This is a genomic window from Streptomyces sp. NPDC006294 (assembly GCF_042870895.1).
Classification (GTDB): domain Bacteria; phylum Actinomycetota; class Actinomycetes; order Streptomycetales; family Streptomycetaceae; genus Streptomyces.
Genome location: NZ_JBIAHV010000001.1, coordinates 186,184 through 198,883, shown reverse-complemented (window position 1 = coordinate 198,883; position 12,700 = coordinate 186,184). Strand labels below are relative to the sequence as shown.

The 12,700-nt window shown below is 70.3% G+C and carries 14 protein-coding genes and 1 tRNA gene; 8 read left to right on the top strand and 7 right to left on the bottom strand.

The genetic code is table 11. The features are described 5' to 3' along the window. Positions 1 to 103: 103 nt before the first annotated feature. From ACFYOP_RS00905 to ACFYOP_RS00895, 3 genes are all read right to left on the bottom strand, one after another. The gene (locus ACFYOP_RS00905; RefSeq protein WP_388450517.1) at positions 104 to 1,258 is read right to left on the bottom strand and encodes an LLM class flavin-dependent oxidoreductase; all 1,155 of its coding nucleotides are present in this window, start codon (positions 1,256 to 1,258) and stop codon (positions 104 to 106) included. Positions 1,259 to 1,345: 87 nt separating this feature from the next. Continuing rightward, positions 1,346 to 2,074: a decarboxylase gene (locus ACFYOP_RS00900; protein WP_356889518.1), complete on the bottom strand. Its 729-nt coding sequence runs from the start codon at positions 2,072 to 2,074 to the stop codon at positions 1,346 to 1,348. Further along, on the bottom strand, positions 2,071 to 2,904 hold the full coding sequence (locus ACFYOP_RS00895) for a decarboxylase (protein WP_356889516.1): 834 nt from the start codon (positions 2,902 to 2,904) through the stop codon (positions 2,071 to 2,073). The genes ACFYOP_RS00900 and ACFYOP_RS00895 overlap by 4 nt, the downstream gene beginning before the upstream one ends. A gap of 95 nt (positions 2,905 to 2,999) precedes the next feature. On the opposite strand from ACFYOP_RS00895, the gene ACFYOP_RS00890 reads away from it, so the two are divergent. Together ACFYOP_RS00890 and ACFYOP_RS00885 are read left to right on the top strand one after the other, a co-directional pair. Beyond that, on the top strand, positions 3,000 to 3,962 hold the full coding sequence (locus ACFYOP_RS00890; protein WP_356889514.1) for a D-2-hydroxyacid dehydrogenase: 963 nt from the start codon (positions 3,000 to 3,002) through the stop codon (positions 3,960 to 3,962). Further along, complete coding sequence (locus tag ACFYOP_RS00885) at positions 3,943 to 5,325, top strand: amidase (RefSeq protein ID WP_356889512.1); 1,383 nt, start codon at positions 3,943 to 3,945, stop codon at positions 5,323 to 5,325. The genes ACFYOP_RS00890 and ACFYOP_RS00885 overlap by 20 nt, the downstream gene beginning before the upstream one ends. 184 nt (positions 5,326 to 5,509) lie before the next feature. On the opposite strand, the gene ACFYOP_RS00880 is transcribed toward ACFYOP_RS00885, so the two are convergent. Both ACFYOP_RS00880 and ACFYOP_RS00875 read right to left on the bottom strand, forming a co-directional pair. Then, positions 5,510 to 5,737: a hypothetical protein gene (locus ACFYOP_RS00880; protein ID WP_388450512.1), complete on the bottom strand. Its 228-nt coding sequence runs from the start codon at positions 5,735 to 5,737 to the stop codon at positions 5,510 to 5,512. 244 nt (positions 5,738 to 5,981) lie between these two features. After that, positions 5,982 to 6,482 (bottom strand): DUF3830 family protein, encoded by a 501-nt coding sequence (locus tag ACFYOP_RS00875; RefSeq protein WP_356889510.1) that lies wholly within the window; start codon positions 6,480 to 6,482, stop codon positions 5,982 to 5,984. A gap of 69 nt (positions 6,483 to 6,551) precedes the next feature. Here ACFYOP_RS00875 and ehuB point away from each other — a divergent pair, with 69 nt between their 5' ends. The 6 genes from ehuB (at position 6,552) to ACFYOP_RS00845 (ending at position 10,632) form a co-directional block, all read left to right on the top strand. Continuing rightward, entirely contained in the window at positions 6,552 to 7,406 is an 855-nt protein-coding gene (gene ehuB / locus ACFYOP_RS00870; protein WP_356889508.1) for an ectoine/hydroxyectoine ABC transporter substrate-binding protein EhuB, read from the top strand. Further along, positions 7,403 to 8,140: an ectoine/hydroxyectoine ABC transporter permease subunit EhuC gene (ehuC, locus tag ACFYOP_RS00865; RefSeq protein ID WP_356889506.1), complete on the top strand. Its 738-nt coding sequence runs from the start codon at positions 7,403 to 7,405 to the stop codon at positions 8,138 to 8,140. The genes ehuB and ehuC overlap by 4 nt, the downstream gene beginning before the upstream one ends. Then, positions 8,140 to 8,793 carry an ectoine/hydroxyectoine ABC transporter permease subunit EhuD gene (gene ehuD / locus ACFYOP_RS00860; protein WP_356889504.1) on the top strand — a complete coding sequence of 218 codons (654 nt, stop codon included), beginning with the start codon at positions 8,140 to 8,142 and terminating at the stop codon, positions 8,791 to 8,793. Before ehuC ends, ehuD begins: the two co-directional genes overlap by 1 nt. After that, positions 8,783 to 9,538 (top strand): ectoine/hydroxyectoine ABC transporter ATP-binding protein EhuA, encoded by a 756-nt coding sequence (ehuA, locus tag ACFYOP_RS00855; RefSeq protein ID WP_356889502.1) that lies wholly within the window; start codon positions 8,783 to 8,785, stop codon positions 9,536 to 9,538. The genes ehuD and ehuA overlap by 11 nt, the downstream gene beginning before the upstream one ends. A gap of 167 nt (positions 9,539 to 9,705) precedes the next feature. Next, positions 9,706 to 10,464 carry an IclR family transcriptional regulator C-terminal domain-containing protein gene (locus tag ACFYOP_RS00850; RefSeq protein ID WP_356889500.1) on the top strand — a complete coding sequence of 253 codons (759 nt, stop codon included), beginning with the start codon at positions 9,706 to 9,708 and terminating at the stop codon, positions 10,462 to 10,464. A 91-nt stretch (positions 10,465 to 10,555) separates the two neighbouring features. Beyond that, positions 10,556 to 10,632: transfer RNA gene (locus ACFYOP_RS00845), tRNA-Lys, on the top strand. Between the two features lie 111 nt (positions 10,633 to 10,743). Here the strand turns inward: ACFYOP_RS00845 and ACFYOP_RS00840 are convergent. Next, the gene (locus ACFYOP_RS00840; protein WP_356889498.1) at positions 10,744 to 11,331 is read right to left on the bottom strand and encodes a lytic polysaccharide monooxygenase; all 588 of its coding nucleotides are present in this window, start codon (positions 11,329 to 11,331) and stop codon (positions 10,744 to 10,746) included. 121 nt (positions 11,332 to 11,452) lie between these two features. After that, a complete protein-coding gene (locus ACFYOP_RS00835; protein WP_356889496.1) occupies positions 11,453 to 12,664 on the bottom strand; it encodes an SPFH domain-containing protein in 1,212 nt (403 codons plus the stop codon). Positions 12,665 to 12,700 lie beyond the last annotated feature (36 nt).

Genomic DNA, 12,700 nt, shown 5'->3' with positions numbered 1-12,700 from the left:
ACCGCGCGAAGCGCGGTACGGGGTCCGGGGCTTGCCCCGGTTCGGGAAGGGGCGGGTAGGGGAACACACCCGCCGCAGGCGCCACGCCCCCGCACCCCGCTGCTCAGCCCGGCAACCCGTACGCGTCCGCGATCAGCTCGAAGCTCCGTACCCGCGCCACCCCACCATGCGCGTTCGCCGTGAGCATCAGCTCATCCGCGCCCGTCCGCTTCTGAAGGTCGTCCAGGCCCGCCCGGACCGCCCCCGGTGTGCCGTGGACGATGTTCGCCAGCCAGCTGTCGACGAACTCGCGTTCCATCGGGCTGAAGTGATACGCCTCCGCCTCCTCCGGCGTCGGGACGAGCCCGGGCCGGCCGGTGCGGAGCCGGAGCATGGACAGGGCGCCGGTGAGGACCTGGCGGCGGGCCTCGTGCTCCTCGTCCGCGGCGAGCGCCGCGACGCCGATCAGGGCGTACGGGGCGTCGAGCACGGCGGACGGCCGGAAGGACTCCCGGTAGAGGTCGAGCGCCGGGATCGTGTTCTTCGCCGAGAAGTGGTGCGCGAAGGCGAACGGCAGACCGAGCACCCCCGCGAGCCGCGCGCTGAAGCCGGAGGAGCCGAGCAGCCAGACGGGCGGGCGGGCCGGGGACTGGACGCCGCCGGCCGCGGTGGCCTGGACGGGTCCGGGGACGGCGTGGATCCGGGCGTACGGGTGCCCGTCGGGGAAGTCGTCGTCGAGGAAGCGGGTGAGTTCGGCGAGCTGCTCCGGGAAGTCGTCGGCGCCCGAGTGAATGGGGGCACCCCCACGCCCGGAGGGCAGTGGGGGACGGTCGGTGCGCCGCAGCGCCGCCGCCGTCGCGCCGTCGGTGCCGGGCGCCCGGCCGAGGCCGAGGTCGATGCGCCCGGGGGCGAGCGCCTCCAGCGTGCCGAACTGCTCGGCGATGACGAGCGGCGCGTGGTTGGGCAGCATGACGCCGCCCGAGCCGAGGCGGATGCGCTCGGTGTGGGCGGCGAGGTGGGCGAGGATCACGGCCGGGGACGAGGAGGCGACGCCGGGCATGGAGTGGTGCTCGGCGACCCAGTGCCGGTGGTAGCCGCGGCGTTCGGCGAGGCGGGCGATGTCGACGCTGGTGCGCAGCGCGTCGGTGGCGGTGCGTCCACTGCCGACGGTGACGAGGTCGAGCACGGAAAGGGGTACGGGTGCGGTGCCGGCCGCCACGCCCCGGATCTCGTGAGCCGCGTCCTGTGCGTCTGCGTTGTCCTCTGCGCCTGCGTTCACCGCTGGGCCCTCCTGCGTCCGTCGTTCCTGGCAGGCAGTTAACAGGAGGGCGTCTCCGGTTATTCCCGGGCCCTGCTCCAAGGGGGCCTACCCCGGAGGCTCGGGCCGGGCGAAGAGCTTGCCCAGCTTGTCTCCCCAGGCGCGGCGGTCCGCGAGCCGGAGACCTTCCCACACGGTCACCTGGTTGGCGGTGACGACCGGCTTGCCGAGCAGGGACTCCAGATCGGCCAGATGCGCCGCGGTGTGCAGCGCGGTGTCCGGCATCAGCACCACGTCGGCGTTGGGATGGTCGGCCGAGCGCGCCAGTTCGAGGACCTCTTCGCGGCCCCAGGTGCCGACCTCCTCGGCCGTCAGGATGCCGGCGTCCCGGCCGGAGACGATCACGGCGCCGGACTTCTCGAGGAAGGCGGCGAAGTGCTCGGTGACGTCCGCCGGGTAGGTCGCGGCGATCGCGACCTTCGGCGTGCCGAGGTGCCGTACGGCGTGCACGAAGCCGAACGAGGTGCTGGACGCCGGCATCCCCGCCACCCGGGCGAGTTCGCGGACCTGCTCGTGGGCGCCTTCCCAGCCGAAGACGAAGCTTCCGCTGGTGCACGCCCACACGACCGACTCGGCGCCCTCCAGGCGCAGCGCCTCGACACCGGCGGCCAGCCGCTCGGGCGAGCCGATCTTCAGCAGCGCGTCGACGCGGTGCGCGTCCTCGCCGATGTCGGTGTGCACGAGGGGCAGCCTGACGTCGCTGTCGAGCAGCACCTCGAGCCGTGGGTAGTCGTCCTCCGCGGAATGTCCCGGGTAGAGAAGTCCGACCGTCGTCATGTCCAGCCTTCCTGTTCTTCGGGCAGCGTCTCCGGACCCGCCTCGGTCGCGGATGCCGTCGCCGGCGACACTCCGGGCAGCGTCCCCGCGAGCGCCTCCGGCTCCATCAGCAGTGCCTGGTAAGGACCGACGGCCTTGGCGCCGATGGCGTGCAGCGCCGCCCACATCGTCACCTGGTTGGCGGACAGCACCGGCATCCTCAGCTCCGCCTCGAGCTGCGGGATCGCGTCGTACGTCGGCAGGTTGGTGCAGCTGATGAACAGCGCGTCGGCCGCGCCGATCACCGCCTCGCGCGCCATGTCGACCACCGCCCGGTAAGGAACTCTCCAGATGTGCCGGGTCAGTCCCAGAAAGGCGCGGCCCGTCACCGTCACTCCAGCTTCCCCCAGATACGCCTCCAATGAGCGGGTGACCGACTCCGTATAGGGCGTGAGCAGGGCGATGCGCGTGGCGCCCAGCTCCGTGAGCGCCTGGAGCAGCGCTCCGGAGGTGGTGAGGGAGGGCACCTCGCCCGCGGTGTTCATCACCTCGCACATGGCGCGTTCCCCGGCGATACCCCCCACGAAACTGCCCGAGGTGCAGGCGTAGGCGACGACCTCGGGCTCGGACGCCCCCAGGGCTCGTACGGCCTCGCGCAGCGTCTCGTGCTCGCTCACCAGACGGGCCAGGTCGAGGGAGACCCCGACCGGCACGAAGGGGGTGCGGGTGAGCCGCAGCGAGACGTCGTCGGGCACCCAGCGCCACAGCTCACGGTCCAGAGCGAAATCGAACGGGGCGACCACGCCGACACCATGCTGCGGCTGTGGTCCACCGATGAAGGAGACGTCCATCGCAGGCCCCCTTGGTGTCTTGTTGACGACGGTAGGTTGGGGTGCGAGCGTGGTCAATCCGTATATGTCAGACGTCAGGAAGCGATTTCCGACCGATGTCCGAACCGACACTTCTCGTACTGAGCGCGGACCCTCCTCCGCGGCTTGGCCGGCTGACCGGACAGGTCCGTGTGACATACGCGGACGAGGCCACGCTCGCCGATCAACTCCCCTCTGCGGACGCCCTGTTGGTATGGGACTTCACATCGGACGCGGTCCGTCGCGCCTGGCCGGGTGAAGGTCCGCGGCCACGCTGGGTGCACACCCCGAGCGCCGGAGTGGACCGGTTGCTCTGTCCGGAACTGGCTGAATCCGACACCGTCGTGACCAACGCCCGCGGCATCTTCGAGGCGCCGATCGCCGAATACGTGGCGGCGCTCGTTCTTGCCATGGCCAAGGATCTGCCCGGCACCCTCGAACTGCAGCGGCAGCGGCGCTGGCACCACCGGGAAGGACTGGCGGTCGCCGGGACGCGGGCCGTGGTCGTCGGCGCGGGGCCCATCGGCCGCACGGTGGCCCGCACGCTCCGGGCGGTAGGGGTCAGAACCGCGGTCGTCGGACGGACACCGCGCGACGGCATCCACGGCACGCGCGACCTCGATCCGCTGCTGGCGCGCGCCGACTGGGTGGTGTGCGCGGCGCCGCTGACCGACGACACACGTGGCATGTTCGACGCCCGGCGCTTCGACCTGATGCAGCCCTCCGCGCACTTCGTCAACGTCGGCCGCGGCCCCCTCGTCGTCGAGAAGGACCTGGCCGCCGCGCTCGAGAAACGGTGGATCGCCGGCGCGGCGCTCGACGTGTTCGAGCACGAGCCGCTCGCCGCCGACAGCCCGCTGTGGGACGTGCCGGGGCTGATCGTCTCGCCGCACATGAGCGGCGACACCGTCGGCTGGCGCGACCGGCTCGGCGAGCAGTTCGTCGAGATGTACGAACTGTGGTCCTCCGGAAAGCCCCTGCCGAACGTGGTGGACAAGAAACGTGGGTACGTCCCCATGCATGACGACTCGCCTGACTGACCTCACCGCACGTCAACTGCTGGCCGGCTACGAGAAGGGTGACTTCTCCCCCGTCGACGCGACCCGCGCGGCGCTGGAACGGATCGAGGCCGTCGAACCACAGGTCAACGCCTTCGTCCGGGTCGACGCGGAGGAGGCCCTGGCCCAGGCGGAGGCGTCGGCGCGGCGCTGGCGGACGGGTGAGCCGCAGGGCCTGCTCGACGGGGTGCCCGTCACGGTCAAGGACCTCCTCCTCCAACGGGGCGGCCCCACGCTGCGGGGCTCCCGGACGATCCGCGAGGACGGCCCCTGGGAGGAGGACGCCCCGTCGGTGGCCCGGCTGCGGGCGCACAACGCGGTGTTCCTCGGCAAGACGACGACGCCCGAGTTCGGCTGGAAGGGTGTCACCGACTCGCCCCGGCACGGCGTGACGCGCAACCCCCACGACCCGTCGCGCACGGCGGGCGGCTCCAGCGGCGGGAGCGCGGTGGCCGTCGCCCTCGGCGCGGGCGCGCTGTCGCTCGGGACGGACGGCGGCGGCTCGGTGCGCATCCCGGCCTCCTTCTGCGGGATCTTCGGCATGAAGCCGACGTACGGGCGGGTGCCGATGTATCCGTCGAGCCCGTTCGGGACGCTGGCCCACGTCGGGCCGATGACGCGGGACGCCGCGGACGCGGCGCTGATGCTCGACGTGATCAGCGGCGACGACTGGCGGGACTGGTCCCACCTCGGCCCCGCGCAAGGCGTCCGGGCGGGGCTGGCCGAAGGGGTGAAGGGCCTTCGGATCGCGTACTCGCCCACGCTCGGCGGCCAGGTCGCGGTTCAGCCGGCGGTGGCCACGGCGGTCCGGCGGGCGGTGACCGCGCTGGCTGAGGCCGGCGCGTACATCGAGGAGGCCGACCCCGACTTCACCGACCCGGTCGAGGCCTTCCACACCCTGTGGTTCAGCGGCGCGGCCCGGGTGGTGGAGCACCTCGCCACGGACCAGCGCGAGCTGCTCGACCCCGGACTGCGGGAGATCGTCGAGGCGGGCGCGCGGTACAGCGCGCTGGACTACCTGGCGGCGGTCGACACCCGGATGGCGCTGGGCCGGCGCATGGGCCGCTTCCACACGTCGTACGACCTGCTGGTCACGCCGACGCTGCCGATCACCGCGTTCGAGGCGGGCGCCGAGGTCCCGGCGGGCTCGCCGCACCACCGCTGGACGGGATGGACCCCGTTCAGCTACCCCTTCAACCTGACGCAGCAGCCGGCGGCGACGGTGCCGTGCGGGGCCGACGGGGACGGTCTGCCGATCGGCGTCCAGCTGGTGGGCGCGCGGCACGCGGACGGGCTGGTGCTGCGGGCCGCGGAGGCGCTGTACGCGGCGGGCGTCCCGACGTAGGGGCACGGTCCATGTCCTGCGGACCCGACGCAGACCACAGCACGGGGCGGTGTCCGACCATCACAGGTCGGTACCGCCCGCGTGCGTCGAGGCGCCGCGGGACTGCGTCCGCAGGACGGCCTTCATGACGCTGCGGGCGATAGCGACTACGGCTCCCCGCGCGCCTTCCCGATCCGTCAGCCCTTCACAGGCCGCTTTCTGCGCCCTCGGATCGATGGTGGTGACCACGGACCCCGTGCCCGGTCATGGGCCCGTTGGCGTAGGTGCGCTTGTACGTGAAGTCCCTGCCCGGTACGGCCTCGGACCCGGTCACGGCCTGACCGCCGACAATGATGTCGCCCCGCGGCGAGGCGAACCTGTCGGTCTGCACCCGCCGGTCGTTCTCGTTCGACGCCAGTTCTTCGGCGTCCACGTACTGCAGTCAGTTCGCTCGCACCAGCAGGGCCGGCATCAGCAGACCGGAGAAGACGGCCACCGCCCGCAACGGCCGGTTCATCGCCGGTCCGGCAAGGAACCCTCGGCCGGCCGACGCCAACTGGGCGGACGGTGCTTCCGGGGCTCCGCCCCGGACCCCGCTCCTCGATCTCCCCCTACGGCCTGGCGGCCGACGATCGAGGCACCGCGGGAAGCACGGTACGGGGTCCGGGGCTTGCCCCCTACGCTCTGCGGAACGACAGCGTCTCCCCCGCCGCCCCCGTGCGCCACAAGTCCTGGCAGGCGTCGGCCATCGCGTCCAGGCCGTCCACCACCTCGCCCCAGACGATGCCCGGGACCCAGCCGGTGTCGCCGTTCAGGAGCAGGTTGTTGCGTTCGTAGAAGAGCGCGAGGTCGACGACCGTGGTGCGGCCACGGTGCGCTGCGGCGGACTCGTAACCGTAGGAGTCCGTGCCCAACTGCACGTCCGTGAAGGTGAAATAGCACAGATCGCCGGGGATGGGCGTCACCGTCGGGTTCTCCAGCGGAGGCTCCTCCTCGGCGAAGGCCGGCAGGAGCGCATAAATCTCGTTTCGGGCATACTTCGCGTGATACACATCTCCGGCGAGAGGCAGCGCATGCCAGACAGCGGCGCAGGTCAGGGGGGCTTTGTCGACGAGCAGGCGGGCGGTGCACTCCACGCCGCGCCTGCTCAAGGCAACGGTCAGGTATCGGTCGGCCATCCGCTACGCATACCCCACGAGCGCCCGGGTAGCCGCGCGCCCATGGCTCGTACAAGAGAACCAGGATCGATGAGCAGACGCGCCCTGCTGCTCGGCACGGCGGCCGCAGGCGCGCTGACCGTCGCCGGTGCCGCGGGGTGCAGTCGTGTGCCGTCGGGCGACGCGCTGGCCCGGCTCAAGTCCCAGGGCACCGTGCGCCTGGGCATCGCGGGCGAGGTGCCGTACGGCTATGTGGATGACCAGGGCGAGTTCACGGGTGAGGCCCCTGAACTGGCCAAGGTCATCTTCAAGCGGCTCGGGATCGACAGCGTCCAGCCCGTCGCGACCGACTTCGCCTCCCTCATTCCGGGACTGAACTCGCAGCAGTTCGACGTGGTCTCGGCCGGGATGTACATCAACAAGGAACGGTGCCAACAGGTCATCTTCTCGGACCCCGAGTACCAGATGCTCGACGCCTTCATCGTGCGCAAGGGGAACCCGCTGAACCTGCGCAGCTACGAGGACGTCGTCGAGAAGAACGCGAAATTCTCCACCGGAACGGGCTACGCCGAGATCGGCTACGCGATTGCCGCCGGGGTTCCCGAGGAGAAGATCGTGATCCTGCGGGACCAGGTGGCCGGGCTGAACGCCGTCGAGTCCGGGCGCGTCGACGTCTTCGCCGGCACCGCGCTGACCACCCGCGAGGTGGTGAGGAAGAGCACGAGGGCCGAGTCGACCGAGCCGTTCGCCGCGGTCGTCGACGGCGAGAAGCAGGTCGACGGCGGCGGCTTCGCCTTCCGCCCCACCGACACGGAACTGCGCGACGCGTTCAACGTCGAGATCCACAAGATGAAGAAGAGCGGTGAGCTGTTCCGCATCCTGAAGCCGTTCGGCTTCACGAAGGACGAGATGACCACCCTCACTGCCGAGGAGCTGTGCCGATGACAGCCGGACTCTGGCAGAACTGGGTACTGCCCGGTATCTGGATCACCATTCAACTGCTGGTCTACAGCGCCGCCCTCGCGGCCGTCGTGGCCTTCACGGTCGGCATCGCACGCACCCACCACTCGCGGGTCGTCCGTTTCCTGGCCGGCTTCTACACCGAGATCTTCCGCGGCACCTCCGCTCTGGTGCTGATGTTCTGGCTGTTCTTCGTACTGCCGCTGCTTCTGAGCTGGCAGCTGGTTCCCATGTACGCGGCCGTTCTCGCACTCGGCCTCTCCTACGGCGCGTACGGCGCCGAGATCGTGCGCGGCGCGCTGAACTCGGTGGCCCCCGCCCAGCGCGAGGCGGGCATCGCGCTCAGCTTCTCCCCTTGGCAGCGGATGCGGCTGATCCTGCTGCCGCAGGCCGTGCCGGAGATGATGCCGTCCTTCTGCAACCTGCTGATCGAGCTGCTCAAGGGCACCGCCCTGGTGTCGCTGCTCGGTGTGGGTGACGTCTCCTTCGCCGCGAACCTCGTGCGGCTGGCGACGCAGGAGAGCGCCCAGATCTACTCGATCAGCCTGGTGATCTACTTCGTCATCGCCCTGGTCCTGACGCGCTCGATGAAGGCGCTGGAGCGCAAGACGAAACTGAACATCGGCTCTGAACCGGGGCCCGGCTTCTTCGGCGGGATCCTGAACGGACGCGCCCAGGACAAGGTCGCCGGCACTACCATTCCGGGAGGTGCGTCCTGATGCAGACCTGGGACTGGTCCGCAGTGGCGGACTTCATGCCGGACTTCTGGGCCGGCCTCCTGGTCACGCTCCAGGTGCTGGTGCTCGGCTCGCTGCTCTCCTTCACGCTGGGCCTGGTGTGGGCGCTCCTCTTCCGGGCGCCGACCCGCTTCGTGCGGTGGCCGGTGAACCTCTTCACCGAGTTCATCCGCACCACCCCGCTGCTGGTGCAGCTGTTCTTCTTCTTCTTCGTGCTGCCCGAGGCGGGCATCCAGTTCTCCGCGCTGACCACGGGCACACTCGCCATCGGGCTCCACTACTCGACGTACACCGCTCAGGTCTACCGGGCCGGCATCGAAGCCGTGCCGAAGGGCCAGTGGGAGGCGGCGACGGCGCTGAGCCTGCCCACCCACCGCACCTGGATCGCGGTGATCCTGCCGCAGGCCTTCCGCCGGGTGATGCCGGCTCTCGGCAACTACGTCATCGCGATGCTGAAGGACACGCCGATCCTGCTCGCCATCGGCGTGCTGGAGATGCTCAACGAAGCACGCCAGTTCGGCGCGCAGACCTTCCAGTACACCGAGCCGCTGACCGTGGTCGGTATCGCCTTCATCCTCATCGCCTACCCGGCTTCCCTTCTCGTACGAGCCCTGGAGCGCCGTCTTGTCCGCTGACACCACTTCCGACGCACTGATCCGGTTCGACAACGTCACCAAGAGATTCGGTGACCACACGGTCCTGGACGATTTGTGCTTCTCGGTCCGCCCGGGCAAGCACGTCACGCTGATCGGCCCGTCCGGCTCCGGAAAGACGACGATCCTGCGGTTGCTGATGACCCTGGAACGCCCTGAAGAGGGCACGATCACGGTGAACGGGAAGAAGCTCTTCCCGGCCGACGAGAAGGAGCGCCGTGAGGCGCGCAAGCAGATCGGCATGGTCTTCCAGCAGTTCAATCTGTTCCCGAACATGACCGTGCTGCGCAATCTCACAGAGGCGCCGGTGCGGGTCCTCGGAATGTCCAAGGACGAGGCGGAGGCGCGCGCCAAGGATCTCCTGGAGATGGTCGGGCTGGCCGATCGCGCGGGCGCCAAGCCGACGCAGCTCTCCGGTGGTCAGCAGCAGCGGGTGGCGATCGCCCGGGCGCTGGCCATGCGGCCGCAGGTGCTGCTGCTGGACGAGGTGACCTCGGCGCTCGACCCCGAGCTGGTCGCCGGGGTGCTGGACCTGCTGCGTGACATCGCGCGCACCACGGACATCACCATGCTCTGCGTGACCCATGAGATGAATTTCGCCCGGGACATCTCGGACGACGTGCTCATGTTCGACGCGGGGAAGGTCATCGAGTCCGGCCCGCCGGAGAAAATCTTCTCGGATCCGGAGCACGAACGTACTCGCGAGTTCCTCGGCGCGGTGCTCTGACCTCTCACTCCGTCGGTCAAGAATTCCCCTGGCATATGCCAATGAGAAGCGCCCCAGCTTATACGGCTGGGGCGCTCATCATTTACACCAACAGCCGCCCCTGAAAGGGCGCTTGGCCGCTATCGTGGTAAAGAAGCTGGCGGTAACAACCTGCTAGGGGGGAAACCGTGGCGCTGAAGCCCGAGCCGACCGCGCCGTTCCACTCGGTGCACTACGTCCTGCGTGTCCTCGAGACGATCTCCAAGCACGGTGGTGGGGTCACCGACGCCCAGATCGCACGGGAGACCGGTCTGCCGACCGGCCATCTCGCCCCCATGCTGGCCATGCTCCGCCGCGAGGGATATGTGGAGCAGGTCGCCGACGGCGCCTATGTGACGGGTGACTCACTGGTCCTGCTCGGCTCGGGCGCCACCCGCAAGGAGGCGCTGTCCGCCAAGCTCCAGGAGATCCTCACCGAGCTGCGCGACTCGGTCGGCGCCGCCGTCTACATCAGCCGTTACATCGACGGCGAGGTCAAGATCACCCAGTTCGCCGACGGCCCGCGCACCCCGAAGGTCAACGAGTGGGTGGACTTCCGCTCCGCGGCCCATGCGAGCGCGGTCGGCAAGTGCCTGCTGACCCAGCTCGACGTGAACGGGCGCCGCGACCACCTCTCCCGCCACCGGATCGCCCGGCTGACGTCCCGCACCATCACCAGTGAGCGGCTGCTCTTCTCCAAGCTGGACAGCCAGCCGCCGACGGTCCCCGTCCTCGATCTCCAGGAGTACGCGGTGGGCACGGTCTGCGCGGCCGTGCCGCTGACAGCCGGCTCCTCGGTGGGCTGCCTGGCACTGTCGCTCCCGATCGAGCACGCACACCGGCTGCGCTCGGCCGCCGACACCCTGAACCGCCGCGCCGCCCCGGTGGTGCTGTCGCTCGCGATCTAGGACCTGACGGCCCCCGCCCGCACCTGGTCCGAAGCACCCCCGTGGACCAGGTACTATTGACGCGTCGGCCGCCGAGCGGCAGACGAAAGAGGCGCCGCTAGCTCAGTTGGTTAGAGCAGCTGACTCTTAATCAGCGGGTCCGGGGTTCGAGTCCCTGGCGGCGCACCACCTCACCTTGCGGGCTCTCCGGTCTTCCGGAGAGCCCGCAAGGTTTTTCGCATGGCCGGACGCGACGACCCCCAGGCGGAAGAGGGTCGCCGCGTCCATGACAGGCAGCTGTCAGAACTGAACGTCGGAGCAGGCGTAGAACGCGTTCGCCGTGTCGTGCACCGTCCACACCGCCAGGATCAGATGGCGGCCCGACCGCTGGGGAAGGCTGCCGGAGTGGGACAGCGTGGCCGGCGGCTGCTGACCGCCGTACGGGATGGTGAGGAAGGGCTGCGACTCCAGGTCCGCCCTGGTCAGCGGGTTGGTGGGGTTCCAGCCCTGCTTGGTGATGAAGTACTTGAAGTCGGTGGTGCGGTGCCGGGCCGTGAACTGCCACCGGAAGGTGTAGTTCTGGCCCGAACTGACCCTGGTCGCCGGCCACGCTCCACCGCGCGGGTTGTCGAGCTGCGCGAACTGGCCGTTGCCGCCGGCGCAGATCTGGCCGTCGGCGGGACCGGCCGCCGGGAAGCCCTTCGGGCCCTCGACGCTCTGGGGCTCCCACTGGATCTGGCCGCAGTTGCTCACCGTCTTGTTGGCGCAGAGCTTCTGGCGGCTGATCGGCGAGTCCGTGTAGCCGTGGCTGCTCGCGCTGCCGGTGGCGACCAGAGTCGCCCCTGTCACGGCGAGGCCGACCACGACCGCGCCTATCTTCTTTCGCATGCTGGGCTCCTGGGAGAACGTGGGGGAGTTCAGAGGCACTTGCTGCACGCGTGCGGTACTGCCTGTTCCGGTCTAGACCAAGTTCCAATGTATTGACGCCGGTTGACGTTGTCCAGACCAATCACGGAGCCTCGACGGCCCCCGCCCGACCCGTGTAGAAGGCAACGGTCAGGTCCTTGACCAATGCCTTGCGCTCGTAGTCCTCCAGCTCGACCAGGCCGCGCTCGGTCAGCCTGCCCACCGTCTCGTCGACCGCGTCCACCACCGATGTCAGCACGGTCTCCCGGTGCTTGGCGTCGATCGCCGCGACCCGGCGCCGCTGCATGGCGGCCGCCACCTCGGGCGCGTAGTCGATGACCACGGGCTGTGCGGAGAAGACCTCGATCCCGACGACGGCGCACTCCGCCGCCAGCGTCCGCGTCAGCCGGTCCCCGACCGCCTCCGCGTCGCGCAGGGTCGCGGCCCCCGGGAGGAACGCGTCGGCGGGAAGCTGCGAGAGGACCCGCGCGGTGGCCGCCTCCACCTGCTCGCGCAGGTACGCCTCGTGGTCCGCGACGCCGAGCGCCGCGCGCACCGTGTCCTTGACCCGCCACACCACCAGCACCACCGCGCGCAGCGGCGTGCCCTCGGCGTCGACCACCGGCATCGGCCGGCTGCGCCAGTGCCGCACCCGTACGTCGATCCGCCGGCGCAGCACCAGTGGGCTCACCCACACCAGGCCCGTGCGCCGCACGCTGCCCCGGTAGTCGCCGCAGAGCGTGAGCACCCACGCCCGGCCGGCCAGGCCGCGGCCGAGCCCGCCGAGCGAGAACAGGGCGAGGATCACCCCGAGGGTGAGCAGGCACCACAGCCAGATCCCGATGCCCCGGTACGGCGGCGGGGTCAGTCCGAACATCCCCGCGAGCGTGCCCGGCACCGCGCCGGTCCCCCAGAGCACCGCGCCGATCCCGGCGAGCGAGCAGCCGCCGGCGACGAGCGCGGTCCAGCCGGGCAGCACGGGCCCGGGGCGCTCGGTCAGCTCGGGGTCGGGCGGCGCGGGGCGGGTACGGGCGGCCGGCAGCCGGTCGCCGGACCGGTCGGAATTCTGTCGGTCTCCTTCGCCGGGGTGCGGTTTCCCGGTGGTGGCGGACGGTTCGTGCTGGACGACCTTCGGCTGCTCCCCCGTGCCCTGCCGCCGGGCCACGACGGCGGGCCGCAGTGCGCGGGCGCCCGTGTCGTCCCGGAACAGCAGATGGACCGGAATCTCGGTCGTCGTCTCGCTGGCGATGACGAAGTTGCGCCGCGGGCTCTCGGACGGCACCGTGCCCTCCGGCTCCGACGTCGTGGTGTTCATGCCTGCCGCCTTAGCTGGTCGCTCTGTTCTGTCGTC